Origin of the sequence: Mesorhizobium sp. AR07 (assembly GCF_024746815.1) — a bacterium.
Classification (GTDB): domain Bacteria; phylum Pseudomonadota; class Alphaproteobacteria; order Rhizobiales; family Rhizobiaceae; genus Mesorhizobium.
Genome location: NZ_CP080525.1, coordinates 5,823,458 through 5,842,026, shown reverse-complemented (window position 1 = coordinate 5,842,026; position 18,569 = coordinate 5,823,458). Strand labels below are relative to the sequence as shown.

The 18,569-nt window shown below is 63.0% G+C and carries 17 protein-coding genes; 3 read left to right on the top strand and 14 right to left on the bottom strand.

All coding sequences use genetic code 11. The features are described 5' to 3' along the window. Window positions 1-56 precede the first annotated feature (56 nt). From BPNPMPFG_RS28990 to BPNPMPFG_RS28975, 4 genes are read right to left on the bottom strand one after another with little or no spacing between them, the layout of a single operon-like run. Complete coding sequence (locus tag BPNPMPFG_RS28990; protein ID WP_258591993.1) at window positions 57-917, bottom strand: sugar phosphate isomerase/epimerase family protein; 861 nt, start codon at window positions 915-917, stop codon at window positions 57-59. Window positions 918-926: 9 nt separating this feature from the next. Next, window positions 927-2,075 (bottom strand): dihydrodipicolinate synthase family protein, encoded by a 1,149-nt coding sequence (locus BPNPMPFG_RS28985; RefSeq protein ID WP_258591992.1) that lies wholly within the window; start codon window positions 2,073-2,075, stop codon window positions 927-929. Between the two features lie 34 nt (window positions 2,076-2,109). Next, window positions 2,110-2,892, bottom strand: a complete 783-nt coding sequence (locus BPNPMPFG_RS28980; protein ID WP_258591991.1) for a 3-ketoacyl-ACP reductase — start codon at window positions 2,890-2,892, stop codon at window positions 2,110-2,112. Then, complete coding sequence (locus BPNPMPFG_RS28975) at window positions 2,889-4,034, bottom strand: acyl-CoA dehydrogenase family protein (RefSeq protein ID WP_258591990.1); 1,146 nt, start codon at window positions 4,032-4,034, stop codon at window positions 2,889-2,891. The genes BPNPMPFG_RS28980 and BPNPMPFG_RS28975 overlap by 4 nt, the downstream gene beginning before the upstream one ends. Before the next feature lie 164 nt (window positions 4,035-4,198). Here BPNPMPFG_RS28975 and BPNPMPFG_RS28970 point away from each other — a divergent pair, with 164 nt between their 5' ends. Together BPNPMPFG_RS28970 and BPNPMPFG_RS28965 are read left to right on the top strand one after the other, a co-directional pair. After that, entirely contained in the window at window positions 4,199-5,215 is a 1,017-nt protein-coding gene (locus tag BPNPMPFG_RS28970; RefSeq protein ID WP_258591989.1) for an aldo/keto reductase, read from the top strand. Further along, on the top strand, window positions 5,212-5,679 hold the full coding sequence (locus tag BPNPMPFG_RS28965; RefSeq protein ID WP_258591988.1) for a MaoC family dehydratase: 468 nt from the start codon (window positions 5,212-5,214) through the stop codon (window positions 5,677-5,679). The genes BPNPMPFG_RS28970 and BPNPMPFG_RS28965 overlap by 4 nt, the downstream gene beginning before the upstream one ends. A gap of 123 nt (window positions 5,680-5,802) precedes the next feature. Here the strand turns inward: BPNPMPFG_RS28965 and BPNPMPFG_RS28960 are convergent, their stop codons facing one another. The 3 genes from BPNPMPFG_RS28960 to BPNPMPFG_RS28950 all read right to left on the bottom strand — a co-directional run bounded on the left by BPNPMPFG_RS28960 (window position 5,803) and on the right by BPNPMPFG_RS28950 (window position 8,559). Next, on the bottom strand, window positions 5,803-6,114 hold the full coding sequence (locus tag BPNPMPFG_RS28960) for a Dabb family protein (protein ID WP_258591987.1): 312 nt from the start codon (window positions 6,112-6,114) through the stop codon (window positions 5,803-5,805). A gap of 82 nt (window positions 6,115-6,196) precedes the next feature. Continuing rightward, window positions 6,197-6,967, bottom strand: a complete 771-nt coding sequence (locus BPNPMPFG_RS28955; RefSeq protein WP_258591986.1) for an enoyl-CoA hydratase/isomerase family protein — start codon at window positions 6,965-6,967, stop codon at window positions 6,197-6,199. Further along, window positions 6,967-8,559: an acyl CoA:acetate/3-ketoacid CoA transferase gene (locus BPNPMPFG_RS28950; RefSeq protein ID WP_413776815.1), complete on the bottom strand. Its 1,593-nt coding sequence runs from the start codon at window positions 8,557-8,559 to the stop codon at window positions 6,967-6,969. Before BPNPMPFG_RS28950 ends, BPNPMPFG_RS28955 begins: the two co-directional genes overlap by 1 nt. A gap of 207 nt (window positions 8,560-8,766) precedes the next feature. Here BPNPMPFG_RS28950 and BPNPMPFG_RS28945 point away from each other — a divergent pair, with 207 nt between their 5' ends. Then, window positions 8,767-9,585: an aldo/keto reductase gene (locus tag BPNPMPFG_RS28945; RefSeq protein ID WP_258591984.1), complete on the top strand. Its 819-nt coding sequence runs from the start codon at window positions 8,767-8,769 to the stop codon at window positions 9,583-9,585. Between the two features lie 68 nt (window positions 9,586-9,653). Here BPNPMPFG_RS28945 and BPNPMPFG_RS28940 read toward each other — a convergent pair whose 3' ends face one another. The 7 genes from BPNPMPFG_RS28940 to BPNPMPFG_RS28910 all read right to left on the bottom strand — a co-directional run bounded on the left by BPNPMPFG_RS28940 (window position 9,654) and on the right by BPNPMPFG_RS28910 (window position 18,532). Beyond that, a complete protein-coding gene (locus tag BPNPMPFG_RS28940; RefSeq protein ID WP_413776814.1) occupies window positions 9,654-11,255 on the bottom strand; it encodes a GMC family oxidoreductase in 1,602 nt (533 codons plus the stop codon). Next, a complete protein-coding gene (locus tag BPNPMPFG_RS28935; protein WP_258591982.1) occupies window positions 11,252-12,751 on the bottom strand; it encodes an aldehyde dehydrogenase family protein in 1,500 nt (499 codons plus the stop codon). The genes BPNPMPFG_RS28940 and BPNPMPFG_RS28935 overlap by 4 nt, the downstream gene beginning before the upstream one ends. Window positions 12,752-12,837: 86 nt before the next feature. After that, window positions 12,838-13,857, bottom strand: coding sequence for a zinc-dependent alcohol dehydrogenase (locus tag BPNPMPFG_RS28930; protein WP_258591981.1), 1,020 nt, complete (start codon window positions 13,855-13,857; stop codon window positions 12,838-12,840). Between the two features lie 17 nt (window positions 13,858-13,874). Beyond that, on the bottom strand, window positions 13,875-14,819 hold the full coding sequence (locus tag BPNPMPFG_RS28925; protein ID WP_258591980.1) for an ABC transporter permease: 945 nt from the start codon (window positions 14,817-14,819) through the stop codon (window positions 13,875-13,877). A gap of 14 nt (window positions 14,820-14,833) precedes the next feature. After that, entirely contained in the window at window positions 14,834-16,339 is a 1,506-nt protein-coding gene (locus BPNPMPFG_RS28920) for a sugar ABC transporter ATP-binding protein (protein ID WP_258591979.1), read from the bottom strand. Window positions 16,340-16,345: 6 nt separating this feature from the next. Further along, window positions 16,346-17,311 carry an ABC transporter permease gene (locus tag BPNPMPFG_RS28915; protein ID WP_258591978.1) on the bottom strand — a complete coding sequence of 322 codons (966 nt, stop codon included), beginning with the start codon at window positions 17,309-17,311 and terminating at the stop codon, window positions 16,346-16,348. Between the two features lie 111 nt (window positions 17,312-17,422). Continuing rightward, on the bottom strand, window positions 17,423-18,532 hold the full coding sequence (locus BPNPMPFG_RS28910; protein ID WP_258591977.1) for a sugar ABC transporter substrate-binding protein: 1,110 nt from the start codon (window positions 18,530-18,532) through the stop codon (window positions 17,423-17,425). Window positions 18,533-18,569: the final 37 nt, after the last annotated feature.

Genomic DNA, 18,569 nt, shown 5'->3' with positions numbered 1-18,569 from the left:
TTCGGTACGGGCTATGTGAACGGCGAATTGTGAGCGAACCGCTTCGCGCTTCGCTGTCAGCAGACCGTTCGGAAGCGTTCGACACAAGCGTCCAGCACTTCGGCAGGATCGCGTTTCCACCAGTTCGCAGCCGAAAATATTTCGACTTCGCACAAGCCGCGGTAGCAGGCCGCTTCGACGGCAGCCCGGATCGCCTTCAGATCGGCGACGCCCTCGCCCATCATGCCGCGATCAACCAGGACATCATGTGTCTCGGCCAGCCAATCGCACAGATGATAGCCAAGGATGCGCCCGGCGCCGGCACGTTCCAATTCAACACCAAGTGTGGTGTCCCACCAGACATGGTAGACATCGACAGCCACCCCGACATTGGCGTGCCCGATGGCTTCGCAGAGATCGACCGCGTCGCGCATGGTCACCAGGCACGAGCGATCCCCGCCATAGACAGGGTGCAGAGGCTCAAGCGCCAGTTTCACTTTGTGTGTGGCCGCATAGGGCGCCGCCTCGGCGACGCGGTCCGCGACACGCTTCAGGCTTTCGGAGACGCCGCGCGTGCCGGGCTCAACGCCGCCGGCCACAATCGTCAGGACTGGAGCTCCAAGTTCCGCCGCCATAGCGATGGAGGCGCGGAAATCGTCCATGATCGCCGATCTCGTCGGCAGCGCCAGAGGACCGACGAGGAATGGCGCCCGGCAGAGGCCCGCCACGGCGAGCCCGGCTGCGCGGGCGCGGGCGCCAATCTCGGCACCTCGCCTGCCGATCTCGCGCCGCCAGAAGACGATGCCGCCGAAACCGCGCTCGGCGCAGGCATCTATGACCCGCTCGACCGGCCAGCCGGCCCCGTGCCCGTCGACATTATGACCGAGCGTGGCCGTGTTGAGGGCCAGCGCTGAGTGGTCGGTTGAAAAATCGCGCATCGGCCCGGCTCAAGCGCCGTAGAGCGCCAGCAATCGTCGCATGCGGCTGACCGCCATGTCGGGATCGCGCAGGAGCCCGCAAGCGTCGGCGAGCCTGAAGGTCTCGACGAAATAGGGCAGCGGGCGCTTCGCCTGCGCACCGCCCAGCATCACGAAATGATCCTGGAAGCCGTTCAGCCAGGCGAGAAAGACAACCCCCGTCTTGTAATGTTGTGTCGGCGCCCGGAAGACCAGTCGCGCCAGCGGAACGGTGGGGTCCAGCGTGTCACGGAACGCCCTGACATCGCCCTCTCCCAGCTTTGCCACCGCATGGGCAGCGGCCGGCGCCAGCGGGTCGAAAATCCCGAGCAGCGCATGCGAAAAGCCGTGCTCGTCGCCGGCGATCAATTCGGGATAGTTGAAATCATCGCCCGTATACATCCTGACGCCTGCCGGCAGCCGGCGGCGCATCCGGACCTCCTTGTCCTTGTCGAGCAGCGAGATCTTGATGCCGTCCACCTTGCTTTCGTTTTCGGCGATGATGGCAAGCACCGTCTCTATCGCCTGTTCGAAACTGTCCGTTCCCCAGTAGCCCGCAAGTGCCGGATCGAACATGTCGCCGAGCCAGTGCAGGATCACCGGCTTGTCGCAGCGGGCAAGCACATCGCGATAGACCGACACATAATCATCTGGATCGGAAGCGACCGCCGCCAGAGCGCGGCTCGCCATCAGGATCAGCCGGCCGCCAAGCGCCTGGATGGCCTCGACCTGTTCGAAATAGGCGCGCCGCACGTCGTCAAGCGAGCGCGTGGCGGCGGGATCGAGATGATCGGTGCCGCAACCGTTGAACACCAGCGCCGCGGGAAGCTCCCGTGTGGTGCGACGGATCAGTTCCAGCGCGCCGGGCCAATCGAGCCCCATGCCACGCTGGGCGGTGTCCATCGCTTCGGCGATGCCGAGGCCCATATCGGCGAGGTAGCGCCGGAACGCCATGGTGGCGTCCCAGTCCACGGTGGCCGGCCCCATCGGATCGTTGTCCGTGAACGGGTCGGCAACGACATGGGCGGCCGAAAAGACCACGCGCGCGGAACCCGGCGAGAGCCTGGCCACCGGAACGGTCTTTCCGCTCATGCGATAATCGCAGAAGCTGCCGTTTGTGTCGGGAAGACTGATCATCATCGGGTCGTCTCCTGTCTCACAGGGTCTCGGGAGCTTAGAAACGCGGCACCAGCATCCCGGCATCGGCCGAGATGACGTGTCCGGTCGTATAGGGCAGCGCGCCCGACGCCAGGGTCGCCATGATGCGACCAACATCCTGCGGCTGTCCTAGCCTGCGGATCAGGGTCAGGCCCTCGTCATCGATCCGCCGCTGATAGGTCTGCGAGACGGGCCTCGTCATCGCCGTCTCGATCAGACCGGGCTGGATGTCGTAGACGGCAATGTTCTCGCGCCCGAGCCGCACCGCGAACACCTTGCTGATCATGGCGGAAGCGGCCTTGGAGACACAATATTCGGCACGCGGCTCGGCCACCGCGGACGCGTTGGACGACGAGACGTTGATCAGGCTGTAGAAGCGGCCGTCGTCGCGCCGGCGCGTCAGCAGCCGCCGGGCCCAGCGCTGGCCGAGGAAGAACTGTGCCTTGGCGTTCACCGTTTGGCAGCGGTCATAGCTCGCTTCCGAGACGTCGAGCGGATCGCCGCGATCGATCACCGACACGCCGGCATTGTTGATCAGGGTCGACAACGGGCCGATCGCAGTCTCGGCCTGGTCGAGCAACCCATCATGCGATGAAAGATCGCCGACATCGCCGGCCACCCGGACCACCGGAACGCCGGTCGCCGCGACCGTCGCCTCGGCCTCGCGCAATTCGTCGTCGTCGGCAGGGCCGTTGAGCGCGATGGCGAATCCGATTTCAGCCAGTTCAAGTGCCGCGGCAAGGCCGATGCCGCGGCTCGAGCCGGTGATCAGGACTGCATGGCGCGGTGCGGCACTCATGCCCGTGCCCCGTGCTTCAACAGTTCACGCGCGATGATCATGCGCTGAATCTGATTGGTGCCTTCGTAGATCTGCGTGATCTTCGCATCGCGATAGAGGCGCTCGACCTCGAAACCTCTGATGTAGCCGGAGCCACCGAAGACCTGCACCGCGTCCGCGGTGCGGGCGACGGCCATGTCGCCGGCAAAGCATTTCGCAATCGAACAGGCCTTGGTCGCGTTCTCGCCGGCGTCGATCTTGGCAGCCGCGCTTTGCACCAGAAGACGTGCCGCCTCAATGTCCTTGGCCATGTCGGCGAGAAGCCACTGAACGCCCTGGAACTCGGCGATGGCCTTGCCGAACTGCCTGCGCTGTTGCGCATAGTCGACGGCGGCCTCCAGGCCAGCCTGGCCGATTCCAACCGCCAGCGAGGCAATGCCGACGCGCCCCTTGTCGAGCACGCTCATCATCATGTGGAAGCCCTTGCCCTCCTCGCCGAGCAGAGCCTCTTCACCGAGCGTGACGTCGGCGAAATTGAGCGCGCCGACCTGGCTGGCGCGCTGGCCCATCTTGTGTTCCTTGGGGCCGCGTTCGACGCCCTTGGCATGCAGGTCGACGATGAAGATGCTCATGCCGCGGTGCCCGGCGGCCTTGTCGGTGCGGGCCAGCACGAACCCGACATCGGCGACCGGCGCGTTGTGGATCCAGATTTTTCCGCCGTTCAGCCGCCAGCCGCTTCCATCACGCGTTGCCGTGGTGCGGATGCCGGAAACGTCGGTGCCGGCTTCCGGCTCGGTGATACAGTAAGCGACCTTGGTTTCGGCACGCATCACCGAACCCAGCCATTGCTCACGTTGAGACGGCGTGCCGTGGCGCACCAACAGCGTGCTGATCAGTTCGACGAGGCCGCATTGGTCGGCGACCGAGGCGTAGCCCCGCGACAGCTCCTCCATCACCAGCGCGTAGGTGAGCGTATCGAAACCGGGGCCGCCCATCTCCTCGGGAACGCCAACGCCGAACAGGCCGAGAGCGCCCATCTGCTCGTAGATTTCCACCGGGAAACGCTCGTCGCGATCAAGAGCCTCGGCCACCGGCCTGATGACCTCGTCGGCAAACTGGCGGGCCATGTCCCGCACCTGGCGCTGGGTGTCTGTGATAAGCATCGCGTCCATCGTTTGTAACTATCTAGTTACTTCTAACGCGGATGCAGCTTCCCCGTCAAGCGCGGAAAATCGAAGCGTCCGATCGACCTGCGCAACTGCGGCTTGCCCAGCGTGGGAAGTTACTATAAAAAATAACCGGATGGTTACTAACGGGAGGAAATCGAATGCAACCTTCAGGCAGGCGCAGGTTTGGCCGGGTCGATCTCGACGTCACAAGTTTCGCCTTCGGCAGCGCGCCGATCGGAAACTTTCTCAGGGAGATCGACGAGGCCACGGCCGATACCATGGTCCAGCATGCCTGGAACGCCGGCGTCCGCTTCTATGACACCGCGCCGATGTATGGCCATGGGCTTTCGGAACTGCGTGTCGGTCATTCGCTGCGCTGGAAGAACCGCGCGGATTTCGTGCTCGCATCTAAGGTCGGGCGCGTACTGAAGGCGAAGAAACGGTCCGAGATCGACTTTTCGCCGTGGGCGAACGCCGCGGCCAACGAGATGATCTTCGACTACAGCTATGACGGGACGATGCGGTCGTTCGAGGATTCGCTTCAGCGCCTGGGGCTGGAGCATATCGACATGCTGTTCATCCATGACATCGATCGCTTCACGCGCGGCGACGCCCAACCGGAAGTGTTCGCGCAGGCGATGGATGGCTGCTGGCGCGCCCTGGAGACGTTGCGGTCCGAAGGTCTGGTCAAGGCGATCGGCGTTGGAGTCAACGAGTGGGAGGTTTGTCTCGAGGCTCTCAGGCAACGCGACTTCGACTGCTTCCTGCTGGCGGGGCGATATACCCTCCTGGAACAGGAGGCGCTCAACGAGTTCCTGCCGTTGTGCGAAAAGCGCAATGTCGCGGTGGTCGTCGGGGGCGGGTTCAACTCAGGCATCCTGGCGACAGGCGCGGTCGAGGGCGCCAAGTACAATTATGCGCCGGCGCCGGCGGCGGTCATGGAGAAGGTCGCCTGGATCGAAGCCGTCTGCCGTGATCACGATGTGCCGCTCCCCGCCGCCGCCCTGCAATTCGTCGTGGCCCACCCCGCCATACCATCCTTCTGTGCCGGCACCCGAACGGTGGAGCAGTTGTCCCAGAACCTCGCCTGGTTCAGCCATCCGATCCCGGCCGAGTTCTGGGCCGACCTCAAGCATCGCAGGCTGATCCGGGAGGATGCCCCGGTGCCGGCATGATGGCGGGAATTGCGGCGGGTCGCCTGACGGCTCAAGGCTTGTCCTATGGGGACATCGCTGTCGGCGACTGGTTCGAGACCGATGCCGTGGCCGTCACGGAGCGGACGATCGACGCTTTCGCCGAACTGACAGGCGATCGTTTCGAAATCCATATGAGCACGGCTGGCGCGAAACGCCACGGCTTCCAGGCCCGCGTCGCACATGGATTGCTGGTGCTCTCGCTGGTGGACGGATTGAAGAACCAGGCACAGGCCGGGTTTCGGGCAATCGCCTCGCTGGGCTGGGACTGGAGTTTCGTGACGCCTGTCCTTGCCGGCGATGAGATCCGAGCACGCATCGTCGTTGCGAACAAACGGGAGACGCGGAATGCGCGGCGGGGGATTCTGACCCTGGACTTCGTCGTCACCAACCAGCGCGGCGAAACGGTCCAGTCCGGAGAGAACAAACTGATGGTCTATCGCTAGGCCGTATCGCGCTGATCAGTCGATCTGACGCCATGCGCCAAGGCATGTCGGTTCTGCGAGAACTACATGCATAGAAACAATATCCAAAGCGCGTTGCCTGAATCCGTTTCAACGCAACGCGCTTTAGAACCTAAGATCGACCACCGTTACGCCATCAATGCCGCCTTCGGTGTGGGCCACGATCCGCGCACCGGCCTCCTGGTGCCTTTGATCGCGAAGATAATCGTCGCGCGCATTTTCATCCGCGAAATCGACCCAGAACGCGTCGTAGTTGCCGCGGATCAGGTCCGTTTCCACGCTGACATTCGGCCCGCCGTGAAAGGCGACAATGCCCGGCAGGTGGTCCCGCAAACGGCCCAAGTCCTCGTAGAGCCCGGCTTTGGTTTCGGCGCTGACATCGGCGCGAAAACGCAGCAGCACAAAATGGCGGATCATCCGAACCTCTCTCCCTGCCCTCATTGTCCTGGCCGGGCATCCGCCGGCCGGCAATTTGGCCATCCTCAGAACCGTGCTGTCCTCAGAACCGTGCTGGCCGTTTCTCGCGGAAGGCAGCCAGCCCTTCCCTAAGGTCCTGCGACCGCGCCGCGGCAATGCCTGCCATCGCCTCCAGAACGCGTTCCGATTCCTCGCCTTCGGCGGCGTTGACAAGCATCTTTGTCAGTTCGGTCGCAAGCGGCGCGCGACCGCGGACCTGCGTGGCGATCTGTCGTGCCCCGGCCATTCCAGCACCGCTCTCCACGATATGATCGACGATGCCGAGGCGAAGCGCTGCGTCCGCATCGAAGACCTCACCGAACAGTGCCATGCGCCGCACCAGTTGAGCGCCGAAACGGCGGGACGCGCGTTGTGTGCCCGACCAACCCGGAATGATGCCGAGCCCGGTTTCCGGTAGCGCGATCCTGACATGCGGCTCGGCAATCCGGAGGTCCGCGCAAGCCGCCAATTCCAGTCCGCCGCCGAATGCATCCCCATTGAGGACCGCGATCACCGGCTGCCTAAGCCGGGCGACGGCCGCAAAGGCATCATGCCCTTCGCGCAGCCAGAAGCGTCCGAAATCGTCCGGTGTCTTATCGCTCCAGGCCTGGATATCGCCGCCAGCCGAGAAGGCCCTGTTGCCCGCGCCAGTCAAGATCACGACCCTGACCGCCGCATTGTGCTCGATGGTCCTGCAAGCCGCCGCAAGCCCGTCGATCATCGCCGCATTCAGCGCGTTGCGCTTTTCGGCACGGTCGAGTGTCACCACCGCGACCTGGCCGTCGATCTCAAGACTGACCTGGCCCTCCGACATCACTCAGCAGCCACGGCAGGGCGAAAATTGCCGTCCATGCGGTCGGGCATGAAAAGATGTCCCGACATCGGACGAACGGTATCGGCGACCGCCAGCGGAAACGCCGCCTGATCAAGGATGTCCCGGTTCAGATCGATTCCGGGCGCGATCTCGGTCACCGTGACCTTGCCGTCGATGAGCCGAAGTACGCAGCGCTCGGTGACATAGGTGACATCCTGACCCTGCGCCGTCGCTCGCTTGCCCGAGAAGGACACCTGCTCGACGCTGGGCACCAGCTTGGCGGCCTTGCCTTCCTTGTCGATCGAGAGCTTGCCGTTGTTGACCGAGAGCTTTGCTCCGGCGTTGAAGTAGCCGGAAAAGACGATCTTCCTTGCCCGCGAGGTGATGTCCACGAAGCCGCCGGCGCCGGCGGTGACGTGCGGCCGCGCCGACAGTTTCGAGACGTTGACCGATCCGTCGGCACCGATCTGCAGGAAGGAGAGCAAGGACGCGTCGAAGCCCGCCGCCTGAAAATAGGTGAACTGGTGTGGTGACGCGACGAACGCCTCCGCATTGGCCGAGCAGCCGAACTTGAAATCTAGCAGCGGAATACCGCCAACCGCGCCCTGCTCGATCACCCAGGTCACTTCGCCGTGCCGGCCTTCCTCGAGAAAGATGCGCGGCACGTTGGCCGAGATGCCGAAGCCGATGTTGACGACCCATCCCCGCTGCAGCTCCATCGCAACCCGACGCGCCATCGTCTTGGCTGCGTCGAATGCCGGCAGCCGGAAGGTATCGAGTGGCCTGAACAATTCGCCCGAAATGGCCGGATCGTAGGATGTCGCGGTGGTCTGCATCTGGTCCGGATCCTCAACGATCATGTTGACCAGAACGCCCGGCACGCGCACGTCGTGCGGACGCAGCGTGCCGGCCTGTGCGACGTGCTTGACCTGGGCGATCACCAGCCCGCCGCAATTGTGCGCGGCAAGCGCAAGCTCCATCGCGCCGAGATAGGCGCCTTCATGCTCGAACGTCAGGTTGCCGCGTTCGTCGGCGGTCGTGGCGCGGATGATCGCAACATCCGGCTTGATCGACGGGAAATACAGCCACTCATCGCCCTCGAACTCGATCTTGCGCACGATCGGTCGCGCGCGTGCGCGCCCGTTCATCGCGCAGCCGTCCAGGTCGGGATCGACAAATGTCTCCAGGCCGACCTTGGTGATCACGCCCGGGCGATGTCCGGCCGCCTCACGCAGAATGTCGAAGATGATGCCGCTTGGCACGTTGTAGGCAGCGATCCGGTCTTGGCCGAGCATCTGCCAGATCAGCGGCGGTTCGGACGAGGACGGTCCTGACGGATAGGACCCGCCGATGATGGTGTCGATCATGCCATCTTGAGCCAGGTGGTCGATGCCCTTGGTGCCGAACATGTCGCCGGCCGCGATCGGGTGCACCATAGTCAGCCCGGCCGGATGGCGCTCATCGCGGTAGCGCTCGCCGAGCGCCTTCAGGACCAGATCGGGACAGCACAATCCGCTCGACGAATTGACGGCAACGACAGCGCCGTCCTTGATCGCCCTCGCCGCATTCGCTGCACTCGTAACCTTGGACATGAAGCCGCTCGCCTGCATCTAGTAAAGTAACTGTTTAGTTATTACCATGCCACCGGATTTGGTCAAGACCGATCTGCGGCGGCGGCGTCCACCGCTGCCCAAATCGCCCGAAACCGATGACCGGCGATCTTGCCAACGGCGAGCGAAATGATATAAGTAACTATTCAGTTATTTACAGATGCCGGCGACGTTGGGGAAGGCAAAGCCATGAACATCTTTTTCCAGAAGACGCATCAGAGGGCTTTCGGCACGTTCCCGTTGCGCCGTGACGCCTGCATGGACGCGATCGCCACCGCACTTGAGGTCGGCTATCGGGCATTCGACACCGCTCAGATGTATGGCAACGAGGCTGATGTCGGAGAAGCCCTGGCGCAGACCGGGGCGCCGCGTCAGGACCTGTGCATCACCACCAAGGTCCATCCCGATAATTATGGCGAGGCGCTGTTCCTGACTTCGGTCGAACAGAGCCTGAAGGATCTGCGGTTGGACTATGTCGACGCGCTGCTCCTGCACTGGCCGCCGCTCGACGGCGACATTGCGTCACCCCTTGGACTGCTCCAAAGCGCGCAGGACAAGGGCTTGGCGCGGCACATCGGCCTGTCGAATTTCACCGCCAGCATGATGCGCGAAGCGCGGGACATCCTTGATGGCCCGATCGTTACCAATCAGGTCGAGTTCCATCCGCTTCTCAACCAGGACATCCTGCTCGGGGCGGCGAACGAGACCGGCATTCCGCTGTCGTCCTTCACCTCCGTTGCCCGTGGCGAAGTGTTCAAATATCCGCAGTTCGCCGAAATCGGCGAAGCCTACGGCAAATCCGCCGGCCAGGTGGTGCTGCGCTGGATCCTGCAGAAGGGCGTTTCAGTGAACACCATGTCGACCAAGCCCGAGAATATCCGGGCGAATTTCGACATCATGGATTTCACGCTCTCCAGCATCGACATGGCGCGCATCGATGCGCTCACCCATACGAACAAGCGGATCGTCGGTTCCGACCTGGTGCCGTGGGCGCCCGACTGGGATTGACGGGGCAGCCAAGCTTGGAACCGATGCGGCAGCCTGCACGACTGCCACCGAGCAAGCAGCGATTATGGCTACCTGTTGCCGCGGATCAGATCCGATGCCTTTTCGCCGATCATGATCGTCGCAGCATTGGTGTTCGAGCCGATCAGGCTGGGCATGGCGGACGAATCGCAGATGCGGATGTTTTCCAGCCCCCGCACGCGAAGCTTCGGGTCGACCACCGCCATGGCATCGACGCCCATCTTGCAAGTGCAGGTCGGATGATAGGAGGTGCGGCCATAGCGGCGCGCATAGTCCTCATAGTCCTTCTGCGTCCTGACGTCCTCGCCCGGCAGATGCAGGCGCTTGATGTATTTTTGCAGGGACGGCTGCTGGAAAATCTCGCGGCTGATGCGCACCCCTTCCGCCGAGATTCTCAGATCGGCGGGATCGGCAAGAAAATTCGGATCGACGATCGGCTTGTCGGCGGAATCGGCCGAACGCAACCGGACAGTGCCACGGCTTTTCGGCCGCAGCGTATAGGAGTTGAGCGTGATGCCGGAACCGGACGGGACGCTCGGAACGCCATCCTCAGCGCCGGCGCCGGCGAGGAAATGGAACTGCAGGTCAGGGATGGCGGCAGACCGGTCGCCATACCAAAACGCGCCGCCTTCGACGACGTTCGACGTCACCGGGCCGCTCTTGAACAGCTTGTACTGAAGGCCAGCCCAGAGCATCCAGTGAAGCTTGTTGTACTTGTCGAGGCTTGTCGGACCTTTCAGTTCGGCGACGATATCGACACCATAATGGTCGGTGAGGTTCTCGCCGACGCCCGGCAGATCATGGACGACCTCGATGCCGTGCTGTTTGAGATGCGCCGCCGGCCCAACTCCGGACAGCATCATGATCTTTGGCGAGCCGATCGCGCCGGCTGTAACCAGCACCTCGCTATCGGCACGCGCAACGCGCATCTCGCCGGCACGGCGGTATGCCACGCCGATGGCTCGAACGCCCTCGAACATGATGCGATCGACAAGGCAGCCGGTCTCGACCGTCAGATTGGGACGACTTTCGGCCGGCTTGAGATAGCCAACCGCTGCCGAACAGCGGCGCGCATTCCTGGTGGTCGTCTGGTAGATGCCGGCGCCTTCCTGGGCCTTGCCGTTGAAGTCGGGATTGTAGGGCATGCCGAATTCCTGGCATGCCTGCACGAAGGCACGGGTGGTCGGCTGCGGGTCCGGGATGTTCGACACACCGAGCGGGCCATCGGTGCCGTGCATCTCTCCAGAAAACGTCGTGTTGCCTTCCGAGCGCAGGAAATAGGGCTGCACGTCGGCGAACGACCACGCCTCGGCGCCCTCGTCGCGCGCCCAGCGGTCGTAGTCAGCGGGATGACCGCGCGTATAGACCTCGGCGTTGATGGACGATCCGCCGCCGATCACCTTGGCCTGGGCATAGGGAATCTCGCGCTGGTTTGCATGCTTCTGCGGCGCGGTCTTCAAGCCCCAGGTCAAAGGGCCGGAGGTCATCTTGGCAAAGCCGACCGGCATGTGGATGTAAGGGTTGGTGTCACGGCCGCCAGCTTCGAGCAGAAGCACGCGCGCATCCGCATTTTCCGACAGACGCGCGGCGAGCACGCAGCCCGCCGAGCCGCCGCCAACGATGACGAAATCGTATCCGCGTTCGCGTGTCACGATACCCAAGGCTCACGTTTGCCGAGTTCGATATGCACGGATTTGATCTGAGTGTATTCCTCGACACCATAGATTCCGGCTTCGCGTCCCCAGCCTGATTGCTTGAAGCCGCCCAGCGGCAGTTCCGGTCCGCCGGCAAGCGTCGTGTTGACCCAGAAGCGTCCGGCGCGCACGCGCCGCGTCACCGTCAGCGCCTTGTCGATGTTCTTGCTCCACACGCTGGCCGCCAGTCCATAGACAGTGTCGTTGGCGATGGCGATCGCCTCCTCGACCGTATCGAACGGCATGATGCTGAGCACCGGCCCAAAGATCTCGTCGCGCGCGATCGCCATGTCGCCGGTCACGTCGCCGAACAGGGTCGGTGCGATGTAGTGGCCTCGGCCGAAGTCGAGCTGATCGCCACCGCAGACCAGCCTTGCACCCTCCGCCTTGCCCTTCTCGATGTAGGTCATGATGGTGTCGTTCTGGGCGGCGGTGGTGATGGCGCCGACCTGGGTTGCCGGATCAAGCGGGTCACCGACCTTGACCTTGGCGAACTTCGCCGCGACCATCTCTTCGAACGCCCGCGCCACCGAGCGTTCGACGATCAGCCGGCTGCCGCTGACGCAGCACTGACCGGTGTTGAAACCGATGCCGAAGGCGACGCCATCGGCGGCGTCCTCGAGATCGGCGTCGGCAAAGACGATCTGCGGATTCTTACCGCCGAGTTCCAGGCCAAGCTTCTTGAAGTTTCCGGTGGCCGCCTGGACGCAGCGCCGGCCAACGGAGGTCGAGCCGGTGAAGGACAGCATGTCGATGTCCATATGCTCCGTCATCGCCTGGCCGATCGTGCTGCCCGACCCGGTGACGACATTGTAGCAGCCTGCCGGCAGGCCGGCTTCCGCCAGGACCTCGGCGAGGATCAGCGTTGTTGCCGAGGTTACTTCGGACGGCTTGGCGACGATCGTGCAGCCGGCCGCAAGAATGAACGGCACGCGCTCGCACAGGATGAGGAAAGGAAAATTCCAGGGCGTGATGAGACTGACGACCCCGATCGGCTCCCGCGTGACGAGCCCGAACAGGCGGTCGCCCAGATTGTTGAAAGCATCGCCATGCAGGGCGCGGGCAGCACCAGCCGCGTATTCGAAGATGCCGGCGCAGCCATCGACCTCGGCACGGGCCTGGCTGATCGGCTTGCCATTCTCGAGCGTTTCCCAAAGGGCGATCTCTTCGGCACGACGGCGGATGATTTGTGCTGCCCGCAGCAGTACGCTCGCCCGTTCGACCGACGGAATGCGCGACCAGCGCCCATCCTCGAACGCCCGCCGCGCCGCGGCAACCGCAAGGTCGAGATCATCCTTAGTGCATTTCGGGATGCGGGTGACCGCAACGCCATGCCCCGGACTCTGCCGTTCGAAATACGGGCGCGACCCGGCTTCAACGACCTTGCCGTCGACAAAGAAGCCGAACGTGCGCGGATCGGACGGCAGCAAGAAATTGGCGGGCTGATGATCCATGGTTTTCTCCTCCGGTCGCCTCCGCGACCACACTATAAGTAACTATTTGGTTATTTCAAGCACCACTGCCGTCGCCTCCCGGTCGCTCAGATCGCGATTTGCGTCTTGAGAGCATCCGGCCGGTCCTTCAGCGTCTCGAACGCCTCCTGTATCGCGGTGAGTTCGTAGGTGGTGTTCACGAAGGGGGTGACATCGAACCGGCCATGCAGCAGCAGGGTCAGCGCGTCATGCATGTCCTCTCCCATGCCCGCGACCGATCCCTTCACCGAATTTTCCTTGAGCACGGTGTCGAGCAGCGCAAGCGGAATGCTGTCGCCGGGACCGGCGATACCGAAGGCGGCGACATGACCCCCGGGCCGGATTAGATCAAAGGCTTGAGCGTAGAGCTGCGGCAGGCCGACACTTTCGATGACGATATCGGCGCCACGCCCGCCGGTCATGGCGAGTACGGTGTCCTTCACCCTGGAAGGATCGGTCACGACCGTATCGGCGCCTGCCTGCTCAGCAAGCCGGGCGCGCTCCGGAGACAGTTCGACCACGATGATGGGCGCCGCCCCGACCAGCCGCATCATCTGGATGTGAAGATTGCCGATCGGGCCGGCACCAAGCACGACAACGGACTGGCCAAAACGCACCTCGGCCTTGCGCGCGGCGCGCACGACGCAGGCGACCGGCTCGGCCAACGCCAGCATGGACGGCGCGGCGTCGTCGGGAGCTGGAATGACAAGTCGGCCCGGGATCGAGACATATTGCGCGAATGCGCCGTCGCGCGAGATGCCCACCTGGCGAACCTCGGCGCAGTTGAGAACCTCGTTCCTGCGGCAGTAATAGCACCGGCCGCAGCCGATATTGATGTCGGCCACCACCCGTTGCCCGAGGACCAATGGGCCTGCCCTGTCGCCCATCCGGCTGATTGTGCCTGTGAATTCATGGCCGGGGACGATGGGCAGCCGTTCGACGGCATAGTGGCCATTGAACATGTGGATATCCGTGCCGCAGATCCCACAGTGATCAACCTGGATGAGAACGTCATCGGGTCCGCAGGCAGGGACAGGCAGTTCCCTGACCTCGAAGCGCCGCGGCGCAACCAGGACGGCTGCTCTCATCGTTTCCATGGCCGGACCTACTTCACGATGCGCATTTTGGAACGGTCGATCGTCAGCGCGATCGCGGCGATCAGCACGAGGCCGAAGACGATCTGCTGGCTTGTCGCCGGCACGCCGAAATACAGCATGCTGGCGCGCACGACCGCCACGATCAGCACACCGACCAACGTGTTGAGCACGCCGCCGACGCCACCGGTCAGCGGCGTGCCGCCAACCAGGACGGCGACAATCGCCGGCAGCAGAAAGCCTTCGGCAAGCGTCGGCGAACCACCAGAAAGCTTGACGGAGAAGAGCAGCCCGGCAATCGCCGCAAGCATGCCGGAGAAGGCAAAAGCCAGGATCTTGTAGCGCTCGACTTTCAGGCCGGAAGCGACGGCGGCAGGCTCGCCGGCGCCGATAGCCTTCAGGGCTCGCCCCGTCGTGGTGCGGTTCTGCAGGAACCAGGCAAGCACCACCAGAACCAGGGCCAGGATCAGTTCATGCGGCACGCCGCTCCATCCGCTGCCGACCATCCACCCGAAGGCCCGGTCGCGTTCGCCGGCATCCATGTAAAGCGCGCGCTGGCTGGAAGCATATTGCCCGACGGACAGCGCCAGGCCCCCCACCGCGAGCGTGGCAATGAAGGACGGCACTTTGAGCCGTGTCGTCACGAAACCGGAAAGGGCGCCGAACACCAGCCCTGCCAGGATGACGAGCAGACCGCTGAACACACCGAGCAACGGCAGCGATATAGTCGCGAGCACCGTTGTCATGTTCGCCACCGACTGGGCCGAAAGATCGATGCCGCCGATGTAGATGACGAGCGTCATGCCAAGCGCCATGATGAACAGCGGTACGATGTCTCCGGCGAGTTCGATCAGGTTTTGCGGCCGCAGGAAACTCGGGTGAACGGTGCCGACGATGAGCACCAGCACCATCAGCGTGATCCAGGGAAAATGTCGCTTGAGCCGACCTAATGACATTGCACGCTCCTGGGTCATGTCATGTAGTGGATGAGATCATACAGAGACGGCTTTCCACCCGGCGGGCAGTCGTACCATTTGCGGATCTCGCCATCCCTGACGACGGCTATGGTGTGACTGAGGCCGATTGCCTCTTCGAGCGTATCGGCGACAAGGACGATGCCGACCCCGTCATCGCACATGGCGCGCACCATATCGTAGACGTCCTCCTTGGCGCCGATGTCCAGGCCGCGGGTCGGGTGGTCCAGGAGGATGATATCGGAGCCGCCGCTCCGCCATTTGGCGAGCACCACCTTCTGCTGGTTGCCGCCGGAGAGATTGGCGCAATCGACGTTCTCTGAAGATGCCTTGATCGAAAGCCGCTTGATCCAGTCGCGGGCAAGCTCCCTTTCCCTGGCGATGTCCAACACGCCCGTATTCGAATAATTGCGCATCTGCGACAGCGTCATGTTTTCGTAGACGGTCATGCCGCCGACCATGCCCTCGATCTTGCGCTCGCGCGGTACATAGCCGACGCCGCATTCGACGCCGTGCGCGGCGCTGAAATTCTCGACGCGCCGGCCCTTGAGGGTGACGTGGCCGAGATGCGGCTTCTGCAGGCCGAAGATGGTGCGCAAGATCGCTTCGCGCCCCGAACCCTCGACACCGACCAGACAGAGAACCTCCCCGGCATGCAGTTTGAGCGAAATGTCCTTGTAGCGGCCCGCAAGGCTGATCCCGTCGAGCTCGAGCAGGGCTTTTGTGGCGTCGAAAGGCCGCTGCTTCTCCTCGCGGTAATATTCCCTGCTGATGTTGCGCCCGACCATCTTGTGCTGAATCGACGCGACATCGGCATCCTTGCCATCGACGACATCGACCACGGAGCCATCCTTCATCACGTAGATGCGGTCGGATAGCTCGACGACCTCGTCCAGCCGATGCGAAACGAAGATGAAGGAGGCGCGCTTGCGCAGCTCCCTCACCAGGCTGAACAGAAGTTCGATCTCCTCCTTGGCCAGCACCGATGTCGGTTCGTCGAGCAGGATGACCAGATCGCCCTGCACACGCTCTTCCAGAGTCAGCACCTTGGCGAGTTCCACCAGCTGCCGCTGTGCGAAGGACAGCTTCGAGGTAACCATCGCCGGGTCGATCGAAAGCTTGACCTTGTCGAGCTGATGGCGGGCCGCCGTCGCCATCTTCTTCCAATTGACGACACCCAGGCGCACGAACTGCTGCTCGAAGCCGAGAAAGATGTTTTCCATCACGGTCAGGTTCGGGATCAGCGACTGTTCCTGGAACACCATGCCGACGCCCATATCCATGGCCTGGCGCGGGTTGTGGAAGCGCACCGCCCGTCCATCGACGAGCACTTGTCCGCCATCATGCTGATAAGCGCCATAGATGACTTTCATCAGCGTCGACTTGCCGGCGCCGTTCTCACCGACAAGACCGACGATCTCGCCGCGCTTGATTGAAAAGTCGATGCCTTTCAGGGCGTGTACGCCGGGGAATTTCTTCTCGACCTTCTGAAGCTCGAACATGGCGCGTTACTTCACGAACGACAGGGAGCGACGGTCGGTCGACAGATAGACCGCGATGATGACCAGCAGGCCGAGCACGCCGTCCTGGACGTAGCTTGGCAATCCCATGACCACCATGCCGTTGCCGATGACATTGACGATCAGGACGCCGACAAGTGTGTTCCACACGCCGCCGGAGCCTCCCCAAAGCGCCGTGCCACCCACCACAACCGAAGTGATGGAGACGAACATCAGGTTGCGTCCGGTAACTGTTTCAGCGATGCCGATCTGTGCCACCGCCAACATTGCGCCGAGTGCGTAAAAGACCCCGGCGATGGCGAAGCCGATGATGCGCACCCTGGCCACGTTGAGGCCGGATGCATGGGCGAGATCCTCACCCCCGCCGACGGCATAGAAATTGCGCCCGATCTTCGTCCGTCCCTGGATAAAGCCAGCGATGAGCAGCGCGGCCAGCGCGACATAGACCATCAGCGGAAAGCCGCCCAGCCGATAGGTAAGCAGCGAGCGGAAGAGTGGGTCTTCGACGCGGATCCGGTCGCCGCCGGTGATCAGCAGCGACAGGCCGATGCCGACGAAACCCATCGACAGGCTCGCCATGAAGGACGGTATTTTCAGCACGACATGGACCAACCCGTTGGCCAGGCCGAACAGAGCCCCGACGACCACCGCGCCAACGATCGCCAGCCATCCCCACCCTGCCAGGCTCCCGCCCAATGCCGTGAACATGGCGGCGAACAGCACCGCGCAGACTGCCACGGCCCCTTCCATGGAGAGGTCGATCGATCCCATGAGGATGATGAAAGTCACACCGATGCCGATCATCAGTGACGGGGTCGACAGAATGGAAATGCGCGCGAAATTGCGCATGGAAAGGAAATTCGGATTGGCGACCGAGAAAAACAGGACGAGCGCGAGCAGCACCAGAAGCGGCGCCCATTTCTGCAGATTGTCCCTGGTCAAGAAATTGTCCACGCTCTTCTCCCGCGGGCAAAGGACGGCGAAGCGGGTCGCCGTCGCAAGCAAATGGCAGGCCGCCTGATCGGAACGCGCGCCGCTGCCGGTGCGCGTCCGCCGGCGGGCTGATTATTTGTACTTGATCTGACCGTTGCCCGGACCCCAGAAGTCCTTCCAGTCGTATTTCGGCGTGCTGTCGAGATACTTCGCCTTGAACTCGGCCGCGTCCTTGGGCGTGATGAGGACGGTGGGGCCGTAGAATTCGCGATGTTCCTTGGGTTCGGCCGAGGGCTTGAACACGCCCGTTGCCGCGTAGTAGGCAAGTGCCGCCGTGATACCGCCGCCCCAATGGGGATTGGTGAAGACGGTTGCCAGAATCTCGCCCTTGGCCACGAGTTCGACAGCCTGCTGGTTGCCGTCATAAGAGACGATCGGCATGCCTTCGATGCCTTCGGCACGCAGCGCCTCGATGACGCCATAGGCGATGGTGTCGTTCGCGCAATGCACGCCCTTGATCTCGTCGCCGTAGCGGGTCAGGAAGCTCGCCATGATCTGGTTTGCCTTCTGCGTATCCCAGTCGGCGGGCTGGGCGTCCAGCAACTGCACGTTCGGATAGTCCTTCAGCGCATTCTTCAGACCGTTCAGGCGCTCGATCGCCGGATTGTTGGAGGCAATGCCACCGAGATGAACCACGCCGCCCTTACCGCCCATGGCATCGAACAGGATGCGAGCGGTCTTCTCGGCAGGCCCCTCGTCCGACCAGGTCATGTGCGACACGTAATTGTCGCCGAAATCCCATGGGTGCAGATCGTCTGTCTTGTTCCAGATGGTGGAGACATAGGCACCGGCGGCGGCGACGGCTTCAACAACCGGACGGCAGTTCGGGGCGTCGTTCGCATCGATCGCAAGCGCGAGGTTGCTGCCCTCCTTGCCCAGAAGCGCCTTCACGTCGGCGAGCGACTTCTCGCTCGATCCTTCATTGATCAGGTTGACGAGCGCGCTCTTCGGCTTGCCGAGGCTTTCGACAAAGGCCTCGCCGCCCGACACGATGTAGTTCCAGTACGGGTTTGTACGGTCGCGGTAGCTCCACGCGATCGTCGGATTTGCGCTTGTCGCGCGCGCCGGTGTCGCACCCAAGGTGCGCAGCGCGGCAGCGCCGCCAAGCCCGTAGGCCGATGCGAGAAGCAGATTGCGGCGATTGATGGTTTCCTGCTCGATGAATTTCTTGATGAACGACATTTTTCTCTCTCCCAAGTGATCCGGATCGGGGCGTGCA